21 protein-coding genes are annotated in these 23,382 nt (G+C 39.4%); 13 read left to right on the forward strand and 8 right to left on the reverse strand.

Translation table 11 applies throughout. The features are described from left to right. The first annotated feature begins 233 nt into the window (after positions 1-233). From ACZ8ZH_RS10360 to ACZ8ZH_RS10380, 5 genes are all read left to right on the forward strand, one after another. Entirely contained in the window at positions 234-2,771 is a 2,538-nt protein-coding gene (locus tag ACZ8ZH_RS10360; RefSeq protein WP_119063599.1) for a TonB-dependent receptor plug domain-containing protein, read from the forward strand. A gap of 137 nt (positions 2,772-2,908) precedes the next feature. Further along, on the forward strand, positions 2,909-3,529 hold the full coding sequence (locus tag ACZ8ZH_RS10365) for a glutathione S-transferase family protein (protein WP_119063600.1): 621 nt from the start codon (positions 2,909-2,911) through the stop codon (positions 3,527-3,529). A gap of 448 nt (positions 3,530-3,977) precedes the next feature. Further along, positions 3,978-4,811, forward strand: coding sequence for an energy transducer TonB (locus ACZ8ZH_RS10370; protein WP_119063601.1), 834 nt, complete (start codon positions 3,978-3,980; stop codon positions 4,809-4,811). Between the two features lie 31 nt (positions 4,812-4,842). Next, positions 4,843-5,577, forward strand: coding sequence for a MotA/TolQ/ExbB proton channel family protein (locus ACZ8ZH_RS10375; RefSeq protein ID WP_119063602.1), 735 nt, complete (start codon positions 4,843-4,845; stop codon positions 5,575-5,577). Position 5,578: 1 nt separating this feature from the next. Further along, positions 5,579-5,983 carry an ExbD/TolR family protein gene (locus ACZ8ZH_RS10380; RefSeq protein ID WP_086209396.1) on the forward strand — a complete coding sequence of 135 codons (405 nt, stop codon included), beginning with the start codon at positions 5,579-5,581 and terminating at the stop codon, positions 5,981-5,983. A 267-nt stretch (positions 5,984-6,250) separates the two neighbouring features. On the opposite strand, the gene ACZ8ZH_RS10385 is transcribed toward ACZ8ZH_RS10380, so the two are convergent. Together ACZ8ZH_RS10385 and ACZ8ZH_RS10390 are read right to left on the reverse strand one after the other, a co-directional pair. Further along, positions 6,251-7,414 (reverse strand): tetratricopeptide repeat protein, encoded by a 1,164-nt coding sequence (locus ACZ8ZH_RS10385; RefSeq protein WP_119063603.1) that lies wholly within the window; start codon positions 7,412-7,414, stop codon positions 6,251-6,253. 239 nt (positions 7,415-7,653) lie between these two features. Then, positions 7,654-8,598, reverse strand: a complete 945-nt coding sequence (locus ACZ8ZH_RS10390) for a LysR family transcriptional regulator (protein WP_086209398.1) — start codon at positions 8,596-8,598, stop codon at positions 7,654-7,656. An 89-nt stretch (positions 8,599-8,687) separates the two neighbouring features. Here ACZ8ZH_RS10390 and ACZ8ZH_RS10395 point away from each other — a divergent pair, with 89 nt between their 5' ends. The 8 genes from ACZ8ZH_RS10395 (at position 8,688) to ACZ8ZH_RS10430 (ending at position 15,360) form a co-directional block, all read left to right on the forward strand. Then, positions 8,688-9,329, forward strand: a complete 642-nt coding sequence (locus ACZ8ZH_RS10395) for an alanyl-tRNA editing protein (protein WP_119063604.1) — start codon at positions 8,688-8,690, stop codon at positions 9,327-9,329. A 1-nt stretch (position 9,330) separates the two neighbouring features. Continuing rightward, positions 9,331-9,966: a LysE family translocator gene (locus ACZ8ZH_RS10400; RefSeq protein ID WP_119063605.1), complete on the forward strand. Its 636-nt coding sequence runs from the start codon at positions 9,331-9,333 to the stop codon at positions 9,964-9,966. Between the two features lie 269 nt (positions 9,967-10,235). Next, on the forward strand, positions 10,236-10,991 hold the full coding sequence (locus tag ACZ8ZH_RS10405) for a hypothetical protein (protein WP_119063606.1): 756 nt from the start codon (positions 10,236-10,238) through the stop codon (positions 10,989-10,991). Positions 10,992-11,003: 12 nt separating this feature from the next. Continuing rightward, a complete protein-coding gene (locus ACZ8ZH_RS10410) occupies positions 11,004-12,053 on the forward strand; it encodes a linear amide C-N hydrolase (protein WP_119063607.1) in 1,050 nt (349 codons plus the stop codon). A gap of 229 nt (positions 12,054-12,282) precedes the next feature. Next, a complete protein-coding gene (locus ACZ8ZH_RS10415) occupies positions 12,283-12,906 on the forward strand; it encodes a LexA family protein (protein ID WP_119063608.1) in 624 nt (207 codons plus the stop codon). Positions 12,907-12,925: 19 nt separating this feature from the next. Then, the gene (locus tag ACZ8ZH_RS10420) at positions 12,926-14,221 is read left to right on the forward strand and encodes a Y-family DNA polymerase (protein ID WP_119063609.1); all 1,296 of its coding nucleotides are present in this window, start codon (positions 12,926-12,928) and stop codon (positions 14,219-14,221) included. 70 nt (positions 14,222-14,291) lie between these two features. Further along, a complete protein-coding gene (locus tag ACZ8ZH_RS10425) occupies positions 14,292-14,798 on the forward strand; it encodes a GNAT family N-acetyltransferase (RefSeq protein ID WP_119063610.1) in 507 nt (168 codons plus the stop codon). 208 nt (positions 14,799-15,006) lie between these two features. Next, complete coding sequence (locus ACZ8ZH_RS10430) at positions 15,007-15,360, forward strand: putative periplasmic lipoprotein (RefSeq protein ID WP_119063611.1); 354 nt, start codon at positions 15,007-15,009, stop codon at positions 15,358-15,360. Positions 15,361-15,480: 120 nt separating this feature from the next. Here ACZ8ZH_RS10430 and ACZ8ZH_RS10435 read toward each other — a convergent pair whose 3' ends face one another. The 6 genes from ACZ8ZH_RS10435 to ACZ8ZH_RS10460 form a co-directional block, all read right to left on the reverse strand. Further along, positions 15,481-16,023: a hypothetical protein gene (locus tag ACZ8ZH_RS10435; RefSeq protein WP_119063612.1), complete on the reverse strand. Its 543-nt coding sequence runs from the start codon at positions 16,021-16,023 to the stop codon at positions 15,481-15,483. 264 nt (positions 16,024-16,287) lie between these two features. Further along, positions 16,288-16,602 (reverse strand): hypothetical protein, encoded by a 315-nt coding sequence (locus ACZ8ZH_RS10440; RefSeq protein ID WP_086209408.1) that lies wholly within the window; start codon positions 16,600-16,602, stop codon positions 16,288-16,290. 227 nt (positions 16,603-16,829) lie between these two features. Then, on the reverse strand, positions 16,830-18,812 hold the full coding sequence (locus ACZ8ZH_RS10445) for a TonB-dependent receptor domain-containing protein (RefSeq protein ID WP_119063613.1): 1,983 nt from the start codon (positions 18,810-18,812) through the stop codon (positions 16,830-16,832). 120 nt (positions 18,813-18,932) lie between these two features. Then, positions 18,933-21,149 (reverse strand): TonB-dependent siderophore receptor, encoded by a 2,217-nt coding sequence (locus tag ACZ8ZH_RS10450; RefSeq protein ID WP_119063614.1) that lies wholly within the window; start codon positions 21,147-21,149, stop codon positions 18,933-18,935. 514 nt (positions 21,150-21,663) lie between these two features. Then, positions 21,664-22,155: a flavin reductase gene (locus ACZ8ZH_RS10455; RefSeq protein WP_086209411.1), complete on the reverse strand. Its 492-nt coding sequence runs from the start codon at positions 22,153-22,155 to the stop codon at positions 21,664-21,666. A gap of 178 nt (positions 22,156-22,333) precedes the next feature. Beyond that, a complete protein-coding gene (locus ACZ8ZH_RS10460; protein WP_119063615.1) occupies positions 22,334-23,362 on the reverse strand; it encodes a methionine synthase in 1,029 nt (342 codons plus the stop codon). Between the last annotated feature and the right edge of the window lie 20 nt (positions 23,363-23,382).

Raw genomic sequence — 23,382 nt, forward strand, 5'->3', positions numbered from 1 at the left:
AAACTTAAAGTTATATAAAAAAGAGCAAAAACTAATTTTAAATAATCTATTATAAAAAATAATGAATTACTTATTTAAAAACACAAAAAAACTTTTAATTAAAAATGATATTAAAATGACTATTTAATATTTAACAATAAAAAAACAGTCTATATATTGACTCACAGAATATACACATTCTTTCGTTTATTGACTCAAACAAAGCCATCCAAATCACATCAGTGGAAAACATAATGCTGCAATTCAAGTTAAAACAGCCTCTGCCTGAAAAGCCGGGTTTTAAAATATCCCCTCTCTATCAATCCATTTTTTTTGCATTAACTTGCGGAGTGACAGGTTCTCTCTATGCTGAAGATATTCAGCAAAAAGATGTGACACCTGTTGAAAAAGAAGATGTTCAACAACTCGAAAGTGTAGTGGTGGTAGGTAACCGTGGTGGTATTCGTACCATCACTGAAAGTCCCGCACCTGTGGACATCATTAGTGGTGAACAACTCGTCAAACAAGGTAACACCCTTGCTTTAAGAGATATTTTGGCAAAAGTGATTCCCTCTTTTAGTGTGGCTACCGTACCTAGCCAACCCGATGGTTATGGGGCTGTTGCACGTTCTGCGGGTTTACGTGGCTTAGGTGGTGGGCATACACTCGTGCTGGTCAACGGTAAACGTCGCCATGTCGGTGCTTTGGCCATTAACAAATATGGTTTTGGCGAGGGCTACCAAGCAGCGGACTTAGATCTGATTCCAATTGGTGCTATTGCACGAGTTGAAGTTTTACGTGATGGAGCAGCCGCTCAATATGGCTCCGATGCGATTGCAGGGGTAATCAATATTGTGCTCAAATCAGCAGATCATGGTGGCAATATTAGTGCCACCTATGGTGGTCGCGAGCATTATTCAGGCACTGACCGCAATGGAGAAACCTTCCAACTGAATGCCAACGTTGGTGCACCATTGGGTCAAGACGGATTTATTAATTTTGGTTTTGACCTAAAAAATCAGGATGCTACCACCCGTGCAGGGGCCGTTTCGGGCAACATTTATTCAAAAGTAAATGGTCAAGATGACCCGCGTGAAGCAACTGTAGATCGTAATTTAAATAAATTAGGTCTGCCATCAGTTGAACAGTTTAATGTTTCTGCAAATGCTGAGCTTCCTCTAAGCGATGCAGCCACGTTATATAGTTACACCACCGCGGGCTGGCGTGATGCCTCGACTGGTGCATCTTACCGTCGTCCAAATTCCAGATCAGGCATTGTTGAAATCTTTCCAAATGGTACAACCCCCGATGTCATTTTAAGTGAAACGGATGTGCAAACCGTTTGGGGACTAAAAGGAGATAACGTGCTCGGTTGGGCATGGGATGTGAGTAGTTCTTATGGTAAAAATACACAAGACCACTCCACTGAAAACAACTTAAATCCATCTCTTGGGCCGTCTAGCCCAACATCATTTGGCTTACAAAAATACGATGCCTATCAATGGGTCAGTAATCTTGATTTTAAAAAGACCTTTGATATTGGAATTGGTGCAACGCCACTAAATGTTGCTTGGGGACTAGACTATCGTAAAGAAGGTTGGTCTTCTAAAGCCACCGACCCTTTAGCCTATAAAAATGGCGGTTATATTATTCCTACAGGTGATAATGCGGGTTTAACTGCGACTGTGGGAACTTTTGGTGCTCGTGTACTGTTACCTGAAGATGAAGCCGATATTAGCCGTAGTAACACCGCCGCCTATTTAGACTTGGGCTTAGATGTAACCGAAAACTGGTTTGTAGGTTTAGCGGGCCGTTTTGAGCATTATGATGACAGTTCAGGCGATACCTTTAACGGTAAAATTAACAGCCGTTATGAGTTCAATCCTCAACTGGCGATACGTGGGACAGCCAGTACAGGCTTCATTGCACCCTCTTTATACCAACAAGGTTTTGCCAGTACAGGTATTGTCAGTACTGTAAACAATGGTGTTCGCTCCGATGTCTACAGTAAGTCAGTACGTACCGACTCTGCGCTGGGTCAAGCTCTCGGTGCAGAAGCACTCGATCCAACCAAATCGACTAACTTTTCACTAGGCCTAACCTATAGCCCATTTAAAAACTTTAATCTTGCAGTCGATGCTTATCGTATAGAGCTGAAAGATCGTATTGCGTCTACGGCAGGTCTTACAGGAACGGGCATCAATAACATCTTGGCAGCAAACGGTTTTTCTAACGTCAACTATGTCACCTATTATGCCAACTTATTTGATACAGAAACCAATGGTGTCGATGTTGTTGCAGACTACACCCAACAATTAGAGAAATATGGTCGTATCCGCTGGAGCTTAGGTTTCAACTGGAATGAAACAGATATTACAGCCATCGCGGATAATCCAAGTCAATTGGACGGTATCAATATTGATCGTATCACCCGTCGTACCAAGGGCATGATTACCGATGCAGATCCGAAAACCAAATTCACGTTGGCTGCAAATTGGCAATACGCAAAACTGGATTTAAATACTCGCCTATCACGCTATGGTAGTTACATTGCACGCAGTGAAACAGCAGCTACAGATCAAACTTTTGGTGCCAAATGGATTGTGGATCTAGATGCCACATATAACTTTACGGACAGTCTATCCTTTACTTTAGGTGCAGACAATTTGTTCAACACTTACCCTGAAAAATCGAACATTGTTGATGGCTTAGGTGAGAATTACTATGCACAGCTTTCACCTTTTGGACTCTATGGTGGTTATTACTACGGACGTGTTAATTACCGCTTCTAAAATCTTTTAAATCTAAATACTTTGGTGAAATTGCAATATCGCTTAGGTCTTTTGACTGTTCAGAATGACGATTGCTTAAATGCTAGATTCCACCAAAGTAACGCACTTTTATATTCTAAAATTTCTGAGAAAAATATATGAGCATCACTATTTGGGGTAGACCTAACTCTTTAAATGTCCACAAAGTACTGTGGCTAGCAGCCGAACTTGGACTTGAGTTTGAACACATTCCTGCGGGTCAGCAGTATGGCCTGACGGATACAGCTGAATTTTTAACGCTCAATCCCAATGGCCTGATTCCTGTTATTCAAGACGGTGACACAGTTCTGTGGGAGTCCAACACTATTTTACGTTATCTAACTGAAGTGTATGGAAAAAATTTATTATGGATTGAAGATCCACGCTTACGCTTTAGTGCAGAGAAATGGATTGACTGGTACACCACCACCGTCCTGCCTGTGTTTGGGATTGTATTCTTTAATTTGGTTCGTCAAGCACCAGACAAAAGAGATTTAGCCGCGGTTAAGGTCGCAGCAGAAAAACTAGAAAAAATACTGGATGTTGCCAATACTGAGCTGGCTGAACAGCCCTATTTGTCTGGCTCTCATTTTGGTGTTGCCGATATTCCTTTGGCCTTAGCACTTAATCACTGGTTCAATTTAGATGTTGAACGTCAGCATGATCATACACACTTAAAAGCATGGATTGAACGTATTAGAGCACGTGAGCACTTTTTAAAAGTGGCTAATATTCTTTAGTTAAGCATTATTGCTCTATTTTTAAAAATTTTAGCTTTAAATAGAATAAGGCTGTTCTATATGGACAGTCTTATTTCATTTAAATAGATTTATTTAGTAAATATATTTAAATGAAATCCAAAAATAGACATTGCGTAATTTCAACTTTATAAGCAGATATCATCAATACAAAATAGATTATATTTAATTATTATAAGAAATAAAAAAATCTATCTTTTATCATTTTTTATAAAAATACTAATCTAAAAAAATTCTTTCTATATTTTTCAAAAATCACTCATTATGCTTTCAATGTTTTATTTAACCAAATTAATTCACTCACCTGTGAATTAATAAAAAACTTAAAATTGAAAGAATATTTTATTATTCAAATTAAGCCAATTTAATTTATGAAATAAAAAATATTCTGCAATGAAAATTAAATCTTATTGAATGGTGCCTTACTGATATGAGTGAAGTCAGTCGAAGTCCTTATAAAAAGGCAATTTTGTTTGAACAACTTCAAAATGTTCAGTCCAATGTATTTCCAGCTGCAGATCCATTTGTTGCCCATTTGGCAAGTCCGATCGCAGCAGAAAAACCCGTTCAAACCCATAAGATCTTTTGGGCAATTGGTGCTGTTCTAGCATTGCATTACAGCATTTTTTATCTTGCAGAGCATCTTCCAACACCGCCGTTAGTGGTGAAAAAGCCTGAACCAATCGCGGTTGTAATTGAAAAACCCAAGGAAGAGCCACCTAAGGTGATTGAACCCAAACTTAAACAGGAAATACAAAAACCGATTATTCCTCCTGTTTCAGCAAAGCCTCAACCTGTACAAAAACCTGTGGTTGAAAAATCCATTCAGAAGCCTGTCGAGCAGAAGCCAATTGAGCAACCTAGACCAGTCGCTAAATCAACGCCTCAAGCTGTACCACAGGCTGAACCTACAGAAAATGTCGCACCGACCCAAAAAGTCGCTGAAGCTGTGAGTAAGCCTGCTCAAGAAAACTTGCCCGTCACGGCAGCCAAAGGTTATGCCGGTTATTTGAGTAATCCTGCCCCTGAATACCCAGAAGTGGCATTAGACCGAGGTTGGGAAGGCGTTGTGATGTTACGTGTGAAAGTCTCACCCACAGGCAGTCCTTTAGAAATCAACCTGAAAAATAGCAGCGGTAAAAAAGCACTGGATGATGCTGCTGTCAAAACTGTGAAGCGTTGGAAATTCTCGCCTGCAATGCGTGGCAATACCCCGATAGAAGGCTGGGTCGATGTTCCGATTCACTTCAAATTACCCAATTAAACTGTAAAATTTTATCTTAGGAAAATTCGATATGTCTGATATTAATACGATTATTCATGATGCAACCATTTGGCTATTGATCGGTTTTTCGATCGTAACGTGGGTGTTGATTGTGGTGAAAGCCATACAAACCTCAAAAGCCACCAAAGAAAGTAAACGCTTTGTCGACAGTTTTTGGTCAGCCCAAAACTTAGCAGAGGCGATTAACCAATCTGAAGATGCACAGGGACCTACAGCACGTATTGCTCAAACTGGTTTTAAAACTTTGACTGATGCCAATGAAAAAACCCATCAAGACTTACAACAAACGTGGAGCCGTCAGGATTTATTAGAACGACACTTACGCAAGCAAATTCTTGCTGAACGTCGCCAACTGGAGAAAGGTTCGGCTGTTCTTGCATCCATTGGTAATAATGCCCCATTTATTGGTTTATTTGGCACCGTGTTTGGGATTATTCACGCCTTACAAGCGATTGCTCAATCAGGCAGTGCCAGCATGGATGTAGTCGCAGGTCCAATTGGTCAGGCATTAGTTGCAACAGGTATTGGTATTGCTGTGGCTGTTCCTGCTGTACTTGCCTATAACTATTTTGTTCGTAAAGTAAAAGGCATTGGTGCAGATTTAGATGACTTTGCAACAGACTTTGTCAGCCTCACTCAAAAAGTAGGTTTCCAACTTCCAACCAAAACTCAAAGTACCCATGTTGCGGCAAAACCAGTGACGGCACATCAGCTGTCATCTCAAGAAAAGGAGGCTTTGGCTTAATATGGCTATTTCAACCTCTCAAGATGACGATGTCGTCAGCGACATTAACATTACCCCACTGGTCGACGTGATGTTGGTGTTATTGATCGTGTTTATCGTCACGGCGCCTTTATTAACCAATAGTGTGAAGGTCAACTTACCCAAAGCTGCACCAACACAATCTACAGATCAAAACAAAGCGCTGGTGATTAGCGTAAAACCTGATGGCGCAATCTTTTTGGATAAAGACCCAGTCAAACTCGAAAATTTTGAGCAAGAAATCACACAGCGTAAAAATACCAATGCGAAGTTAGCATTAAACTTAAATGCCGATGAAACTGTCCCTTATGGTACAGTGGCTAAACTCTTAGCCAGCATAGAGCGTGTTGGTGTAGAAAAATTATCGGTGATTACTGAACCAAAATAGTGGATTACTCACTGAAACCCAAGACATCTTCAATATTTCGATCTGTATTGATCCCAATGTTGTAGGTGTCTTTTTTATTGAACCTAAAAATTCGGGGTTACAACACTACTCTATCCTTCGCCATTTGCCATGGTAACAACATAAACAGATCACGAAAATCTTAAATAAAAAAAGCACCCTTTGAATTAGACACAATGATCCAACTTCTGGGGTGCATTTCGTACTGGTACGGTTTATTCAGTTTAAGCCAATACGATGTTAAGAGACTTAGCGACTCACTCGCTGAATAGCCTCATCATAGGTCGCACTTGGCTTGTATTGATTTGCCAATTGGTAATGTTGTTTAGCTTGAGCATAGTCCTGATTATTTTCATAAATTTTACCAATATTGTAATGTGAATACGCTTTGGTATTGTCATTGGACGCTAAAGCAATCGCCTTTTGATTTGCCCATAATGCCTCAGATGAACGATTCAACTTTTGATAAGCAACAGCAAGATTGCTATAGGTCTGCCCGACATTCGGATTGTAATCAATGGACTGTTGATAAATCAGTGCAGCTTGTTCAAATTGATTGTTTTTATACGCCTTATCCGCTCTCAAATTCAGTGCTTTAGCCCTTGCCTGTGTATTGGCTGAAACAGGAACATAATGCACCTGCATCGCTTGGCTTTGATAACTCGATACAGTTGAACCCACTTGGCTTGCCCCAATGGTTGTCCCCGAAATACGGTTAATATCTTGGATTTCACCCTCTGGACTAATGCGGAACACAGTCCATAAGTTCCCTGTCAAACCCGTTGGAATATAGTAAGAGCGGATCAAAGACTCGCCTACATAAACCATAACTTTAGCTTGGCTATTCGACAGGTTCGCAGTATTGGGTTTCGCGCGGTCTGAATAATCATGCACTGAATAAACATAATATTGCCCATCTAAACGTTTATTAATCGTCACCGTTTCAGGGCCATAAGCGTCTGTGTCGTCAACATCTAAATTGGCATCTTGCCCTTGTTTATTGTCCCAATACACATGTTGATTTTTATAACTTAAATGTGAGTCCAGATCTGAAGGACTCTGCCCCCAGTTTAAAACGATTCGCATACTGTTTAAGTCTTTCAATACAGGGCTTAAAGCATAGGTCATACCATCACAAGGACATTTTGCCACCAGTGTAGAATAGCCTGATTTTTTGATAATCAATAAATTGTCTGCGCCATTTGCACTGCTACTGTTCACCGTTGCCCGACCGTCTGCGTTGGTTGAGGTTGATGCAGACTGTTCACCATTTTTTTGTAATATGACTTGTGCATCGGCAATATTTTGATCTTTTACCGTTGCACTTAAAACATGAATATTGGTTGTATCTGCATAGCTCAAAACAGGTATGCTTAAACCCAAGATAGAAGAATAAAGTAGATGTTTTTTCATTGCGTATCTCTTATTAAGATGCTTATCTCTTTTCAAAGTCTTTTTAAGACTAGGACTTAAACGTTACATTATACAAATTATGCGATACATTGGATGTATAGACGATGGCTTAAATCTTGATCTTCTGCTTAGGCTATTTAAAAAAATACTCTGCCCATTTTTATTGTTCAGCAACACTCTAGGTCAACACGAGTATTCATCATGCTCTCGCTATCTTTAAATAATCGTATTTTAACAAATTAACTCTGTGTCTCTTCATTTTTCAAAACAGGTTCTAGGCTTAGTTTCTTTGCAATAAACTGGATAAAAACCTCGATTTTCGGTGCTAAGTAGCGTGTAGGCGGATAAAGCAACCAAGCATCCCCACTATAATAGGTCTTGAAATGCCAATCTGGTAATACTTGGATCAGTGCTTGGCTATTCAAAGCATGTCTCGCCATAAAATACGGCAAACTTGCAACGCCCATATGTTTTAAAGCTGCATCTAGACGGATACCCGTATGATTTGCTGAATAACGTCCTTTTACAGTTACACTGGTGGTTTTATTGCCTTTTTGAAATTTCCACTTTGAATCGCTGACTTGTTCACCTAAAAAAATACATTGATGTTGATTTAAATCACTCGGTTGCTGAGGCGTTCCATTCTTTTTTAAATACTCGGCTGTCGCCACTAAGACATGATCAATACGAATCAGCTGTCGGCCCTTTAAGCCCAACGGCGGTTCATTGGTAATACGTATAGCTAGGTCAATTTCATCGTCAATAAAATCTATCAACCGATCTTCCAGTAACAGTTGAATATCTATTTGCGGATACAGTTCAAGAAACTCGGGGATATAGGGGTGAATCAGATAATGCCCTACGGCTTTCGGGACACTAATCCGAACGGTGCCACTCGGTTCAGTATTGAATTTGCCTGAATGCTCAATCACTGCTTGGGCGGCTCTGACCATCTCTAGACAATGATCATAAGTTTGTTTCCCACTCTCACTTAAACGCAGTTTTCGTGTTGTTCTTTCAAGTAGCCGTGTTCCTAAAGCCCGTTCCAATCGGCTAATGGCTTTACTCACTGCGGACGGTGTATTTCCAAGCTGTCGGGCAGTTTCTGAAAAACTGCCTGTCTCCACAACTTTGACAAAAATAGCCATTTCTTGGAGTAAAGCTATACTTTGATTTGTGCTCATGAGGAAAAAGTAATTTAATTTTTTACTAGATTATCATCAATAATGAAGCCTCCTATAATCTTTTCTGTGAAATTTTGACAGAGATAATCATGACTCAAGCTTTATATCTATCCGACATCACTCAAGCTGAGGTAGAGGTTCTAAAGTGTGAACCCACTGAAGATGGTCGATTTGCGATTCAGCTCTCCAACACACCATTTCACCCGCAAGGTGGTGGCCAACCCAGTGATGTAGGTAAAATCAATGATGCAGATGTACTTCATGTTGTCATGCAAAATGATCAAATTATTCATTATTCTAATCACGCCACTACATTAGGTCTGGCGCAAGTACGAGTTGACCTCAACCGACGACGTTATCACAGTCGCCTACACTCCGCAGGACACTTAATCGGGCATGTAATGCAAGCATTTGGCTGGGAACCTACCAAAGCACAGCACTGGCCAGAGAAATGCAAAGTCCAATTTGTCAAACAAGACCATTCTGAAGACCAAGATTTAGAAACTTTAGAGCTTCTATGTAATCTATATATTTCTAGCCAACTCGTCAGACTGACTCAACAAAATGCTGATGGCTACCGTGAAGTCAGTTTTGGCGATTTACCTGCATTTCCCTGTGGCGGAACCCATGTCCAAAATTTATCTGAAATTGGGACGCTCGAAATTACAGGCTATAAACTTAAAAAAGATAAATTAACCGTGAGCTATCGCGTTTCGGATGAGCATCAATAATATGTGGATGCAATATAGTTCAGAATTTTTAGCTTTGGCTTTGGTGCATTTTTTTGCGGTCCTTTTACCTGGTCCCGACTTCGCCATTACGGTTAGAAATAGCGTGCGCTATGGCTATGCGATTGGTTGCATCACGGCTATTGGAATTGGTCTAGGAATTTCCGTTCATGTTTTATATACCCTTATAGGCTTGGGCATTGTTATTCAACAAAGTCCGTGGTTCATGCTTATTTTGAGAATAGCAGGCGCACTGTATTTAATTTATTTAGGTTGGAGCTTATTACGTGCCCCCTCGATCAATATTGATCCTTCATTTGAACAGGCATCCAATACCCCATTAAGTCGAAGCAAAGCCTTTATGACAGGCTTTATGACCAATGCACTTAACCCCAAAGCGACTATTTTTTTTCTGGCGATCTTTACTACACTGGTCAGCCCCACAACCCCGATGAAAGTGCAATTTGCTTATGGGATATGGATGTGTAGCGTCAATGCACTTTGGTTCATGCTTGTTGCTGTTTTGTTTTCTCGCCCCATCGTTCGACAGCAGTTTTTAAAAATGGGAAAAAAGTTTGAGCGAGTGATGGGACTCATATTAATCGCTCTGGCACTAAAGCTTTTATTTACCCATTTATGATGTTTTATAACTTCAACAACTATCTAATTATTCAGATTACTTAACTACCGACATCCTGAATAATTAGATAAAAGATAAGCAGTAAAGTTTTAATCATTAAATACGAAGTCATCTCGCTAAAATTTGGCTTCACTTTAATTTCATATATTTTGAAAATGCTTTTTTAAATAAAAAGCATTAAAATAAATCTGTACTAAAAATGATCAAATCAGCCATGCTGTATTTTTATATCACGTGGTAAAAAAATATATATAAAAAAAGGGGCTGACATGAAATTTAAAACATATTTATTTCTTTCACTCGGTATTTCTCTAAGCCAAAGTACAATGGCAGAAAGCTTTACAGAGACCTTTCACGGCGTACCAAAACTAAATCTGAACCTATATGCCTTTGGTGCAGATGTCGATGGAAAAATAGGCCAAGGAAACTTGAGTTATAAGGTCGATCAACCTTTAAAGGAAACCATCAAGGAGCTAGATCATTCTTTTATGGCGCACGTTGACCTGAGTAAAGGTCGCTGGGGGCTTTTTCTCGACCACCAAACAGTTGAAACCTCTCAAGAAAAAAGTGCGATGTCTGTGCCTGTTGCTCTCAGCACCAAGTTGAATCAAGCCAGCTATGGGCTTTACTATCAAGCTTATATCTCTCCCGAAACCACTACTCAAAATTATCCAAAACTCGTGATAGAGCCGACCATTGGGATAAATCACACCAAAGCCGAAGCAAACTTGAGTGCTTTAAACCAAACATTAAATATGGAGACCTCATGGAACGAATTTTTCTGGGGTTCTCGTTTTAAATATAACTTTGACTCAGCTTGGAACTTGGCATCAGAAATTACTTTTGGCGTTGAAAATACTATTTCTGTACATGCTTATTTGGGGTATCGCATTCCAATCATGAATCGAAACCTAAACCTCCGAGCGGGTTATCGTTACTTTGACCAAGATTATAAAGCGAATAATTTTCATTGGGACATTCGACAACAAGGGCCAGTGATTGGCATTAATTTACCTATTTTCTAAGAGAGCATGATAATGAACAATGTATTAAAAAGAGTATTATTTGCCGCTGGAATATTTGTAGTAGCCGAAGCTGCTATGGCATGTACCCGTGTAGTTTATCTGGGCAATAATGATGTCATAACTGCGCGCTCGATGGACTGGAAAAGCGATGTTGGGACAAATTTGTGGATCTTACCCAATAATGTCAAACGTAATGGTATGGCAGGTCCAAAATCTATTCGATGGACATCAAAATATGGCAGTGTGGTTGCAACAGGTTATGACATTTCCACCACTGATGGCGTCAATGAAAAAGGGCTCATGGCCAACTTGCTATGGCTAGTAGAGTCTGAATATCCAAATGTGCAAACCGCTAAAAAGCCGCCCTTAAGTATTTCACTTTGGGCACAATATGTTTTAGATAATTATGCCACGGTGCATGAAGCCATTCAGGCACTCGAAAAAGAGCCTTTCATCGTTGTGACTGACCAAGTTCCAGGTGAGAAACGTTTAGCTACCCTGCATTTATCCATTTCCGATGCCACAGGTGATAGTGCCATTATTGAGTATATTAACGGTAAACAAGTCATTCATCATGGTCGACAGTATCAAGTGATGACCAACTCGCCAACGTTTGATCAACAGCTCGCTTTAAATAGCTATTGGAAGCAAATTGGTGGCACAACCATGCTTCCAGGCACTAACCGCGCATCTGATCGTTTTGCCCGTGCTTCTTTTTATATCAATGCGATTCCAAAAAATGCAACTCCAGACCATTCGCTTGCCAGTGTATTTAGTGTCATCCGCAATACCTCAGTCCCTTTTGGCCTAAACACTGAAGAAGAGCCGAATATTTCCTCAACCCGTTGGCGTACGGTGGTCGATCATAAACGTAGTTTATATTTCTTTGAATCTGCCGTTTCACCAAATGTGTTTTGGGTCGATTTAAAAGAGATTAACTTTAAAGATGGTCAAACCAAAAAGTTAGAACTTGGCCCAGACCAAGCGATGACCTATGCAGGCAAAGCCAATGCTTCTTTTAAAGTCACCAAACCGTTTGAGTTTTTAGGAACCAAGCCTTAAGTTTTTAGTTAGATCATAGGCTTAAAGATATAAACACTTCTCATAATAGCCCTGCTCAAAGGGCTATTATTCCCCCAAAACAAAGTTTCTAACTCTTCTCTTTCACGACCAGATTTGACGTAGCCTTATTTATTAGCTGTTTTAAAATTTGAATTTTGACTCACATCAGCATATTCTAAACAGACCGATTTCACTTCCAAACACGCCTTGTTGCGTAGGAGTATTTATCATGTCAAAGAAGTTACCCATCTACTTCTCGGACGACGCATGGTCGTCTTTACAAGATCTCATGGGGCCCGAAGGTAAACCCAGCCCCACCATCAATAGTATGCTTGAGCAAATTGCGCAGCAAGCCGAATTTGTGGATCAACTTGGGCTGACACCTATTTTGCCTCAGTCCAAAGTCTCCCTTCCTGTCTCTTTAGAACGCATTCCCGCAGGTCCAGCCTTCAGTACAAAAGATGAGCAAGGCAAAGCCATTGATCTGAATGATTTTCTCATTCAAAACCCAATTGCGACGTTCATGGCTTATGTAGACAGTGAGTCAATGTTAGGTGTAGGTCTTGAAGTAAATGACCCGATTATTATTGATCGGAGTATTGAAGCCAAACACTACGACATCGTGGTGGCTTTAATTGATAATAAAGATTCCACCATTAAAAGGTTGATGATTACGAAAAAAATGTCAAAGTCGGACATCAAAGACATTTTTGGGGATGAAAATTACCCTTTGCCTCAAATGTGGCTGAAAGCTGAAAACCCCGAGTATGAACATATTATTCCGACAGAGAATCAAACCTTTGTCATTTGGGGAGTAGTGACGTTTAACTTAAAACGTCTGTACCACCGTTAAAAAAATAAGAAGAAGCAACATGAAAAATGAAACTGAAATATTCGCGCTCGTTGACGTGAATAATTGCTATGTCTCGTGTGAACGTGTATTTAACCCAAAACTGAATGACCAGCCTGTCATTGTGTTAAGTAATAACGATGGTTGTGTCGTTGCTCGGAGTCAAGAAGCCAAGGATCTCGGCATTCGTATGGCGGTCCCTTTTTTCCACATTCAAGAACTCGTCCAGCAGCACAATATTCAGGTATTTTCGAGCAACTACGCTTTATACGGTGCAATGTCTAGCCGCTTCATGCAGTTACTCGGGCAATATGTCGCAGCCGATGAACAGGAAATCTATTCCATTGATGAATGCTTTTTAAAGCTGACGGCCTATGAGCATTTATTCGATATCACTGATTATGCCAAAGATATGAAAGATAAAGCATGGCAATGGCTTGGACTTCCCTGCTGTATTGGCATTGGTCGTTCCAAAACAGAAGCCAAAATAGCCAATCATCTAGCCAAGAAAAATAAGGCTCTAAATGGCGTGTGCAATTTGGCACACATGGACCCGTGTACGGCTGAATACATGCTTGCACATGTGGAGGTCGGTGAGGTCTGGGGCGTTGGTCGGCAGAACTGTAAAAAACTAAATGCCATGGGCATTCATACCGTTTTAGACCTGATTGAGTCTAATCCCAGTGAAATCAAAAAGCATTTTAGTATTGTCATGGAAAAGACTGTCCGTGAGCTTCAGGGAACATCTTTCATTAATATTGAGAGCGATAAGGTTGCCCATAAACAGATTATTAGTAGTCGTTCCTATGGACAGGCTGTTTATGATATTGATGACATTAAAGCCTCTGTACGCTTATATGTTGCCAGTGCAGTGAAACGTCTGCGTCATGATCGCTCTATTTGTAAAATGATCGGGGTGTATATTCAAACTGGCCGTTTTAATCAACAGGAACGTTACTCGCCCTATACCATTATACACATGCATGAACATACCGATGATTTGCTCAAAATCACACAGGCAGCGATGAAGGGCATTGATCAAATTTACAAGGCGGGGTTCAAATACAAAAAGGCTGGCATTGTCTTGTTGGAAATTATGGATAAGACTCAATTTGTACATGACCTTTTTACTGACTATAGCCATCAAAATGACCGTGAAGTGCTGTCCAATACGATAGATGCTATTACAGAGCGTTTTGGCAACAATCTAATCTCATTAGGGCTATGCCATGAGAAAAAAGAACCCTGGCAAATGAATCAATGCAATCGCTCCCCTGCCTATTTGACCAACTGGTCTGAGCTGTTTAGAGTTGGTTAAAATCACTCACTTAAAGAGCAAAGACTAACGAGCATTTTCAGCTCAACCCTAAACCGAGAAGGATTTGTGAATGAACATCATAATTCGAGACGAACAGCCAAAAGATATTGAAGCCATTGATACGTTAACTCGCGCTGCATTTTTAAATGCAGAACATACTAGCCACACCGAACAGTTCATTGTGAACAGCCTGAGAAAAAGTGGTCAACTCACGATTTCTTTGGTTGCTGTTGAAAATGGGGAAATAGTGGGTCATGTCGCTATTTCACCTGTATCTATCTCGACAGGTGCAACAGGTTGGTATGGTTTAGGCCCAATTTCTGTCTGCCCAACTAAACAAGGTTTGGGCATCGGGTCACAACTGATACTAGCATCCCTTGAAAAATTAAAACAAGTGGGTGCAAAGGGCTGTGTTCTTTTAGGTGACCCAAATTATTATCATCGTTTTGGGTTTCGCTCTTATTTAGAGTTAGTTTTACCTGGCGTTCCTAGTGAATACTTTCAAGCCCTGAGTTTCAATGGGGAAATACCTCAGGGTGTTGTCAGCTACCATGATGCATTTAATGCCACTGAGTAAATTGAACGTTTAAATGTCAATTTACTCTGTTGTATGATGTTTGAATAAGCACTTTAAAGCGCATTTTGAATCATTTAAGGTGAAGAAAGTACGTTTATCCAGCGTAAAGCTCTATTTATGTAAGGCGAATGTAAACCAAACTTTTAAACATAAGGTATAACAAATAGTATATATGGACTTATGATTTATATATAAAAAGGTCAGTTTTATGAAAAATATTTTAGGTGCAACACTCATTACTTTAGCTTTAGTCGGTTGTACTTCTGCACCAACGGGACAAGTCACTTCAGAAAATACTGCAACGAACAAGCCTGCTGAAACTCAAGTGGTTCACTTCACAGGGCCAATGGATTTAACGATTGAACTGAAGTCATCTGATAATTTTGAAACAGCGATGATGACGGATAACTCAGACCGAACATTCATGCTTAAAAGTGCACCAGCTGCAAGCGGTATGCTCATGACTGACGGTAAAGGTGTTTCTATTCATATCAAAGGAAGTGAAGGTATTGTCGAGTTTGTCAAAGACAAACCGATCCAGATTACTGAATTCAAAAAATAAAAAAACAGCCTTCAACACTAAGATTGATCGCATAGACTTATGCACCGAAGCCCACTTTTAACGTGGGCTGTTTAAAAACAGTACAGTAGTACTTCATATAGATCTTTCACTTACTAAGTGTTATTTCAATTGAATATCAGACGGGAAATCTGGGAAAAAAACTTTAAAATCTTCTGCACTAACAGTCTCTAAATAAGTGAATGTTCGCCACTTGTTACTTTTTAGACTTCTCACGAAGATCCAATCATTCGTACTTAACTCAATATCTCCAGAAATTCGCGTTTGAATTTCTACAGGAATCACACAAATCTCTCCCACCGAAATCAGCCTATTCGCCTTTATAGGCTGTAGTTTAAATCCAGTTACAGAGTAGTTTCCCTCCCTAACGAAATCCAACACATCGGCCAACCGCGATTCATATACCTCCCGTTCAATCCATTTACCATTCACATAATATTGGTCGTTATGCAGCCTATTAAAACGAGAAGAATAATTATATTTCTGATTGTATTTAATGAGTTGCTGAACATCACCATGCTTGAGAAGATCCAGTTCCTCTTGCATAAATTGTTTGAACAGCACTAAATGGTTTGGGCACTCTAAATCTTGTGCAAATGATGTTGTCGAGATAAGTGCAAAAATGAGAGCACAGATTTTTTTCATTTATAAAAACCTTATAATATTACAAAATTTGGAAGTGCATTTTTCAAACGATTGTGGGGTTTTAACCCATGAAGAAAAATTTTACAATATTATTTATTAATCAATGCATTAAGTTCAAAATACAATAAAAAACATATCAAATGATAGGCTTAAGAATTCCCCTTAAAACAATGATTAATCTAAAAAATGGGGTATCTCAACTGATCTTCAATCCCCTCAATATTTCAGGCACAAGCATATAATTTTATTAAGTTCAGTGGTCTATCAATAATGATACCCAAGAGGGTCAGACCTATCCCAGTACTGATTCAGTTGAAGATTCAACTCTTCTTCACAGATACCCTCAAGAACATAAAAGAGTTTTAACACCCCTTCTCTTTCAAGAATCATGAGTTTGTATTTATCAAATTCTGCAAGCCCAGGTCGAGCAATGACTCTTTGAAATCCAGCACTGTAGATCACAGGAGCCGTGGGTTTTTCGTATTCACATGCCCATTCTAATTCTGTTGAATTAAAACCCACTGCAATACTTTCCCTTACTTTTCCAGCAGCAACTCCACCAATAACCCCAATTTTCACGGATATCACTTTTTATACGTTGTACTAAACCATCTATAACAGACCCATTTACATATACAAGCTTTTTATCTTAAGTAATTTCTCAACTAAGTTCTATTGCCTACTCATTTGATCTTATCAATCAAATACTTCTAGGCTATTAGCTCAACATTTTTATAGATAATTCCTCTTATCAAATGGAGCTACAGAAGCACCTAATGTGCTTCTTTAGCTCATAATCGTTTAAATCAATACTTAAAATTAAACCCGACAAAAGCCGTTCGGCCCATTAAAATGTAATCAATAGAACGTGCGACATCATCGCGCTTGGTATTGGTTAAGTTTTTAATCCCCGCTTGCATAGTAAAACTTGGGTTAAATTGATACTGCCCACTTAGGCCTAAAACATGGTAATCATCTGATTTTTTACTCTTAGAAATGGCAGGCACATAGAGCATTTGGCTACCAATATATTGATAGTTGAGGTTCAATCCCAACGCATCATTCACACGCCAATCCAAAGCCATATTGCCTGTATGACGCGGGCTATAGTCGAGTTCTTTGTCTGTATCTTTATTTTTAGCATCTGAATAGGTGTAATTAAACTTCATACCTAAAGCATCATTCACATCATACTGGCTCTCAAGTTCTACACCTTTGACTGATGCTGAATGCACATTGGTATAAGTCATGACTTTAGGACGGTATCCCGCTCTCCAACCATCGCTTACAATCATGTTTTTAATGTCGTTATCGAAGTACATTAAACTTGCATAAAACTGGTCATTTTCATACACACCACCAAACTCATAACTTGTTGCCGTTTCTGGTTCCAAGTCCGTGTTCCCCACCACCTGACACATGCCACGGCAGGCCAATACTGAATATGTAGGATCGGATTGTGACAGACTCGGTGCCTTAAATGATTTACCAATTCCCCCTTTTAAATTAAATTGATCCGTGACTTGATAAACGCTATAAAAGCGTGGGCTGAACTCACTGCCAAAACTATCATAGTCATCAAAGCGTCCAGCAAAGGTCAGAGCGAGTCGGTCAAGTTTCCATTCATCTTGTAAATAAAATGCTGTTTGATTTACCGATGCAGATCCATTCAAGTTTTGATTATGCTCTAACTCTGTTTTACGGAACTCGGCTCCGCCAGTCACTAAGTGTTGTTCTCCAATATGACCGCTCAATTGGGCATCAACCGTATGATTGGTCTGCTGAATATCTCCCGTCTTCTTATATAAATTGGTGATGATTTCTGAGTTATCCATCAAGTCTACGTTTTCATAGTAATAACGCAGTCTGCTGTTAATATCATTCCAATTTGCAGAATAAGTCAGCCCAACACTGGTACGGTCCATTTCTTGGATATTGGTCGGAAATGACAGACCATAGTTGTTCCATACCGCTTTACGGTCATCTGAACGATGGGTCAAGTCAATATCTAAAGTCTGGTTATCATTAATCAGCCAACTGACATTTGAAAGGATACTAAAACCTTTACGTTTTTCCGCTGCATCCGTATTTTTATAAATGCTTTGTTCAGAACGCCAAGCCTGCTGATCGACACCCTCAAGTACCAAATTTGCCAAGAGTTTGTTTTCTATCAGGCTGCCACCAATATAGGCACTTGCTTTATGAATTGCCCCATCATCCCCTTCAGTTGGTAGCTCATAACTATAGTTAAACGCGGTCTCTAATTGCTCACTTGGTTTCTTTAAAATAATGTTAACGACGCCACCGAGGGCATCTGCACCATATATGGATGACATTGGACCACGCACCACTTCAATACGATCTACTGCAGCCAAAGGAATAGATGACAAATCAAAATCATTTGAATAATTAGAGGTTAATGCATCTCTAGAATTCACACGGCGTCCATTGACCAATATCAATGTGTAATCTGAGTCTAGACCACGAATTTTTATTTCTTTACGACCATACGCAGAGGACGTATTAATATGGATACCCGCACTGTGTTGTAAAGCATCTGCTAAGTCATAAACAGGACGTTTTGCTAAATCTTCTTGCGTGATAACACTAATCGTTGCTGGTGCACTTTTTTGGTCATGCTCTGTTTGACTGGCTGTTACTGTAATTGTAGCTAACTTCTCTGCGATCACTTCATCTGCAAAAGCCGTAGTAGAAAGAATGCTCACCCCTAAAATACTTTGAATCGCAACACTCAAAACTTCCCGATTAAAAAAAATTTTATTTAACATATTATTAAGCTCATAATTATAAGTGATAATCGTTCGCAATTATATTGATTGGTAAATATTTTGCAACATTTTTGTATAAAAAAACCGCCTTTTCAGGCGGTTATTTTTACTAAATAAAATTTAAAATTTTGCGCGGACTGTAAACGTTACGTTTCTCGGCTCACCCCAATATACGCCATTATAGAAGCCCACATTGAGATAGTATTTTTCATCAAACAAGTTATTAATATTTAAGCTTGCAGACAACTCATCACTAAACTTATAACTCGCAAAGGCATTTGCTAAATAATACGATTTTTGTACGACTGTTCCGCCATTATAAGCATTTTGTGGTGCGGTTCCCCAGTTTTGAAAAATTTCACTTTGCCAATTGACTCCGCCTCCAACAGTAAGTTTATTAGCCCCATTCCACCAATTTTCTGGCAATGTATAGCTGGTAAAAAACTTAACTTGGTTTTGTGGAATTGTGGTCGTTGAGTTTGATATTGCTGAACTCACACTATTCACATAGGTATAACCCGCACTTACATTCCAATTGTCTTGTAACTTACCAATAACTTCCGTTTCAAAACCATTTATTTTTAATCCTTTACCCGATGACATATAGGCTGTGTCTAAATCATCTATTTTCGGAACTTTGCCTTGGTCATATTCAACATCTGTAACGGCAAGATCTTTGACTGATGACCAAAATACTGCAGCGCTTGTTAATAATTGAGCATCAAAAAATTCAGCTTTAAGTCCAAGTTCTGTACTACTACCAATCTCTGGGTCCAAATAATTACCGTTTCTATCCCTTTTGCTTGAAGGTGTAAACATGTCGGTATAACTTGCATAAGCTGTGTAGCGATCATTGAAATCATAAAGTAACCCCACATAAGGAACAAACTGCTCAAAACTCCGAGGTTTTTCAGGTTTTTGGTTCATCAACCATGTCTTGGTTTTATAATCATAGGTATTAAAACGACCGCCTAGAATTAACTTGAGTGGATCAGCCAAATTTAAACGCAGGGTTGAATAATAACCAAATAGTTCAGTGGTGGTTTTACTCCCAGCCCCTGTTTTTACATAGGTCGGCTTTGGTAAATCCCCCGTCCAATCACGATAGTCTTGAATCACCGCTGGATAATCAATCTTTCGGTCAACTTTTAGTGAAGTCGTCTCTGATTTAAAGCCACTGTAACCTACAATTAACTCATGTTCACGACCAAATAGCTGAAAAGGACCTGTTGCATATAAGTCTAAATTGAGTTTTTTACTCTCTGAGTACGGTGCTACCTGTGTCCATATACTCAGACCTTTACCTGTTGAAGGATCTGGGAATCCACTTCCGCCGTAAGCAACTAACCAACTATTATCCGATGTACTATGTGCAGCAGCCGCTTTTACCATCCAACCGTTGTCAAATTGATGCTGAATATCTGCAAAAATAGTTTCATCTTTATGTTTAATTGCACTCCAGTCTGTCGTTAAACTAAAGTTTCGTGGCAAGTGAGCAAGACTACCATCCGCATTAAAGTAAGGAACGGTTCCCCACGTCGATCCCTTAGGGTCATTGTCCTGATACTGAAATCCAAGCGACGCGGTTGTATTATCAGTTAAATCTGCTTCTACAATGGCCATGGCCGCAGTTGACTTTAGCTCATAGAAATCCATATAGGATTCTTTATCCGTATATGCAGCCATTACCCTACTACGTACACTGCCATCTTGAGTCAAGGGAATCGAGACATCAGCTGTTACACGAGTATTATTCCAGCTTCCATAAGTTGAACTTACACTCCCGGAAAAGTCTTTATCTGGGCGTTTACGTACCATATTGATCGTCGCTGACGGATTCCCTGTTGAACCCGTTAAGCCACTCGCCCCTTTAATTACCTCAACACGATCAAAGAAAAAACTGTCTGCCCTTGGGCTATTATCACCCACTGGCATGCCATCAATTTGTCGGTTGGTAATAGAAAAACCACGAGCATAATAACTTGAACGCTCACTATCTTGTTTGCTAACAGTGACACCGGGTGTCGCAGCCAATACATCATCAATGCTCACAAGATTACGTTGCTCAATCTGTTCCTGCGTGACAACACTCACAGACTGCGGTGTTTCTTTTAAACTTAGATTTAACTTCGATGAAGATTTTGATTTATTTGCTTTAAAACTGCCTGTTCCTTCAGTTTGATCAGTGATTGTTGCCTTGGAACTAATCGTCGCGAGTGTTGCTGTATCTGTGACTTGATCCTGCTCAGTTGCCCAAGCAAAATGCATTACTCCTCCATAAATTAAGATGGATTGAACAGCAAAGCTAAGGGTCTTTATTCGAAATTGTGAATTCATAATGTAGATTGAGTTAACTTTTGTGAGAATAATAATTATTATCATTATAATTTGTAATGTAAACTGCTAATGCCACCTCACATGATTGATAAAAAAAATGATACTTTTTTTGATGTCATAAAAATACCGCCTACAAGGACGGTTTATCTATATATTTCAATTAACTATATGAAAAAAATAAAGTGAAAATGTATACCATAATGCGGATATAAATTATAGATTTCTCATAATTACAAAATAAAATATGGTATTGGTACTATTTTTTTACGCTGATATCTATCTAAATAGCAATTCTAAAGTTCAACTTCCCTTTAAAATATACATATTAGACAATCAAATAAAAAACACATTATCTATATAAATAAGCTAATGAGTACTTCAATCATGATAATTACTCAACCCGCCGTCTATTATTAAGAAATACCAAAACAACAAGAAAAGGCTCATGTAGAAAACATAAAAGATGTTTCATTTATGAATAAATCGTTTTATTACATGTACAATAAAACCAAGTTTAAACATTTTCTGTCTGTCCCACCTGATGATAAGCACGATTAAAATAAACCAAGCTTTGATCCTGTTGGCTTTGCTGAATAGCGACAATACGACACATAAACACCGTATGCGTCCCAACTTCTTGAATGTCATCAATCTCACAATCAAAATTAACCAATGCATCCTTTAAAACAGGTGCCCCTGTTTCTAGCTCCGTCCAAATACCATGTTTAAAACGCTCTTCAGAAGTCATTTTGGATGCAAAGACGTTAGAAATATGCTGATGCTGTGCGCCTAAAACATTCACGGTTAAAATTTTATTATCTACAAAATGTACATGTGAACGAGAAGCTTTGTTCATACAAACCAATAATGTTGGTGGTGTATCAGTGACACTACACACAGCTGATGCGGTAAATCCATGACGATCAGACATACCTGCCGTGGTCACGACACTCACTGCACTGGTCAATAAAGACATCGCATTTCTAAAGTCTGTTGCTTCGATCATCATTTTACTCCTACACTGATCCGTACATTTTGTTTAGATTTGGTGATACCGTACTTCAATCAGATCGGCTATATCTAAAACTGCGACATAATGAAAATGAGGGCTACCTGTTTGATCAACAAGGCAAAAGCCTATCCGACAAATCAAAGTAGCCCTTTTTATCACTCGGCCACTAATACTAAGCCGATAACTCTTTACGGATGATTTCCGCACCTGCACTTAACGCATTCAGCTTGCCTCTCGCCACTTCACGAGCCAAAGGTGCCATACCACAGTTAGTCGAAGGATAAAGTTTATCTGCATCAACAAATTGAAGTGCTTTGCGTAGCGTATCCGCAACTTCTTCTGCCGTTTCAACCGTGTTGGTTGCGACATCAATCGCACCAACCATGACTTTTTTACCACGAATCAGTTCAATCAAGTCCATCGGAACACGCGAGTTTTGGCATTCAAGTGAGATAATATCAAGCTTAGATTTTTGAAGTTTAGGGAATGATTCTTCGTATTGACGCCATTCATTGCCTAAAGTTTGCTTCCAATCAGTATTGGCTTTAATACCATAACCGTAGCAAATGTGTACCGCAGTTTCACATTTCAAACCTTCAAGCGCACGTTCTAAAGTTGCAATACCCCAGTCATTCACTTCATCAAAGAATACATTAAATGCGGGTTCATCAAACTGGATAATGTCAACGCCTGCTGCTTCTAACTCTAGTGCTTCTTGATTCAAAATCTTGGCAAATTCCCAAGCCAATTTTTCACGGCTTTTGTAGTGACCATCATACAACGTGTCAATCATAGTCATTGGGCCAGGCAACGCCCACTTGATTGGTTGTGTGGTTTGGCTACGTAAAAACTTGGCATCATTAACAAATACAGGTTGCTTACGAGATACTTCACCCACAACAGATGGCACACTGGCATCGTAACGATTACGAATTCGCATTGTTTCACGTTTTTCGAAATCGACACCTTCAAGATGTTCAATAAAAGTGGTCACAAAGTGCTGACGCGTTTGCTCACCATCAGAAACAATATCAATACCTGCTTGCAACTGTTCATGTAACGATAAGCTTAAAGCATCGCGCTTGGCTTGAAGCAGTTCTTCACCTTCAAGTTTCCATGCGGACCACAGTTTCTCAGGCTCAGCAAGCCAAGAAGGTTTCGGTAAGCTGCCAGCGGTTGATGTTGGTAATAAAATTGCCATTCTAAATCTTCTATCTCTAT

The organism is Acinetobacter sp. SW-226, from assembly GCF_055632855.1.

What these genes read in the sequence shown, in the direction of transcription:
- ACZ8ZH_RS10360 (WP_119063599.1), top strand. Translation starts at nt 234, where the DNA reads ATGCTGCAATTCAAGTTAAAACAGCCTCTGCCTGAAAAGCCGGGTTTT.
- ACZ8ZH_RS10365 (WP_119063600.1), top strand. Translation starts at nt 2,909, where the DNA reads ATGAGCATCACTATTTGGGGTAGACCTAACTCTTTAAATGTCCACAAA.
- ACZ8ZH_RS10370 (WP_119063601.1), top strand. Translation starts at nt 3,978, where the DNA reads ATGAGTGAAGTCAGTCGAAGTCCTTATAAAAAGGCAATTTTGTTTGAA.
- ACZ8ZH_RS10375 (WP_119063602.1), top strand. Translation starts at nt 4,843, where the DNA reads ATGTCTGATATTAATACGATTATTCATGATGCAACCATTTGGCTATTG.
- ACZ8ZH_RS10380 (WP_086209396.1), top strand. Translation starts at nt 5,579, where the DNA reads ATGGCTATTTCAACCTCTCAAGATGACGATGTCGTCAGCGACATTAAC.
- ACZ8ZH_RS10385 (WP_119063603.1), bottom strand. Translation starts at nt 7,414, where the DNA reads ATGAAAAAACATCTACTTTATTCTTCTATCTTGGGTTTAAGCATACCT.
- ACZ8ZH_RS10390 (WP_086209398.1), bottom strand. Translation starts at nt 8,598, where the DNA reads ATGAGCACAAATCAAAGTATAGCTTTACTCCAAGAAATGGCTATTTTT.
- ACZ8ZH_RS10395 (WP_119063604.1), top strand. Translation starts at nt 8,688, where the DNA reads ATGACTCAAGCTTTATATCTATCCGACATCACTCAAGCTGAGGTAGAG.
- ACZ8ZH_RS10400 (WP_119063605.1), top strand. Translation starts at nt 9,331, where the DNA reads ATGTGGATGCAATATAGTTCAGAATTTTTAGCTTTGGCTTTGGTGCAT.
- ACZ8ZH_RS10405 (WP_119063606.1), top strand. Translation starts at nt 10,236, where the DNA reads ATGAAATTTAAAACATATTTATTTCTTTCACTCGGTATTTCTCTAAGC.
- ACZ8ZH_RS10410 (WP_119063607.1), top strand. Translation starts at nt 11,004, where the DNA reads ATGAACAATGTATTAAAAAGAGTATTATTTGCCGCTGGAATATTTGTA.
- ACZ8ZH_RS10415 (WP_119063608.1), top strand. Translation starts at nt 12,283, where the DNA reads ATGTCAAAGAAGTTACCCATCTACTTCTCGGACGACGCATGGTCGTCT.
- ACZ8ZH_RS10420 (WP_119063609.1), top strand. Translation starts at nt 12,926, where the DNA reads ATGAAAAATGAAACTGAAATATTCGCGCTCGTTGACGTGAATAATTGC.
- ACZ8ZH_RS10425 (WP_119063610.1), top strand. Translation starts at nt 14,292, where the DNA reads ATGAACATCATAATTCGAGACGAACAGCCAAAAGATATTGAAGCCATT.
- ACZ8ZH_RS10430 (WP_119063611.1), top strand. Translation starts at nt 15,007, where the DNA reads ATGAAAAATATTTTAGGTGCAACACTCATTACTTTAGCTTTAGTCGGT.
- ACZ8ZH_RS10435 (WP_119063612.1), bottom strand. Translation starts at nt 16,023, where the DNA reads ATGAAAAAAATCTGTGCTCTCATTTTTGCACTTATCTCGACAACATCA.
- ACZ8ZH_RS10445 (WP_119063613.1), bottom strand. Translation starts at nt 18,812, where the DNA reads ATGTTAAATAAAATTTTTTTTAATCGGGAAGTTTTGAGTGTTGCGATT.
- ACZ8ZH_RS10450 (WP_119063614.1), bottom strand. Translation starts at nt 21,149, where the DNA reads ATGAATTCACAATTTCGAATAAAGACCCTTAGCTTTGCTGTTCAATCC.
- ACZ8ZH_RS10455 (WP_086209411.1), bottom strand. Translation starts at nt 22,155, where the DNA reads ATGATCGAAGCAACAGACTTTAGAAATGCGATGTCTTTATTGACCAGT.
- ACZ8ZH_RS10460 (WP_119063615.1), bottom strand. Translation starts at nt 23,362, where the DNA reads ATGGCAATTTTATTACCAACATCAACCGCTGGCAGCTTACCGAAACCT.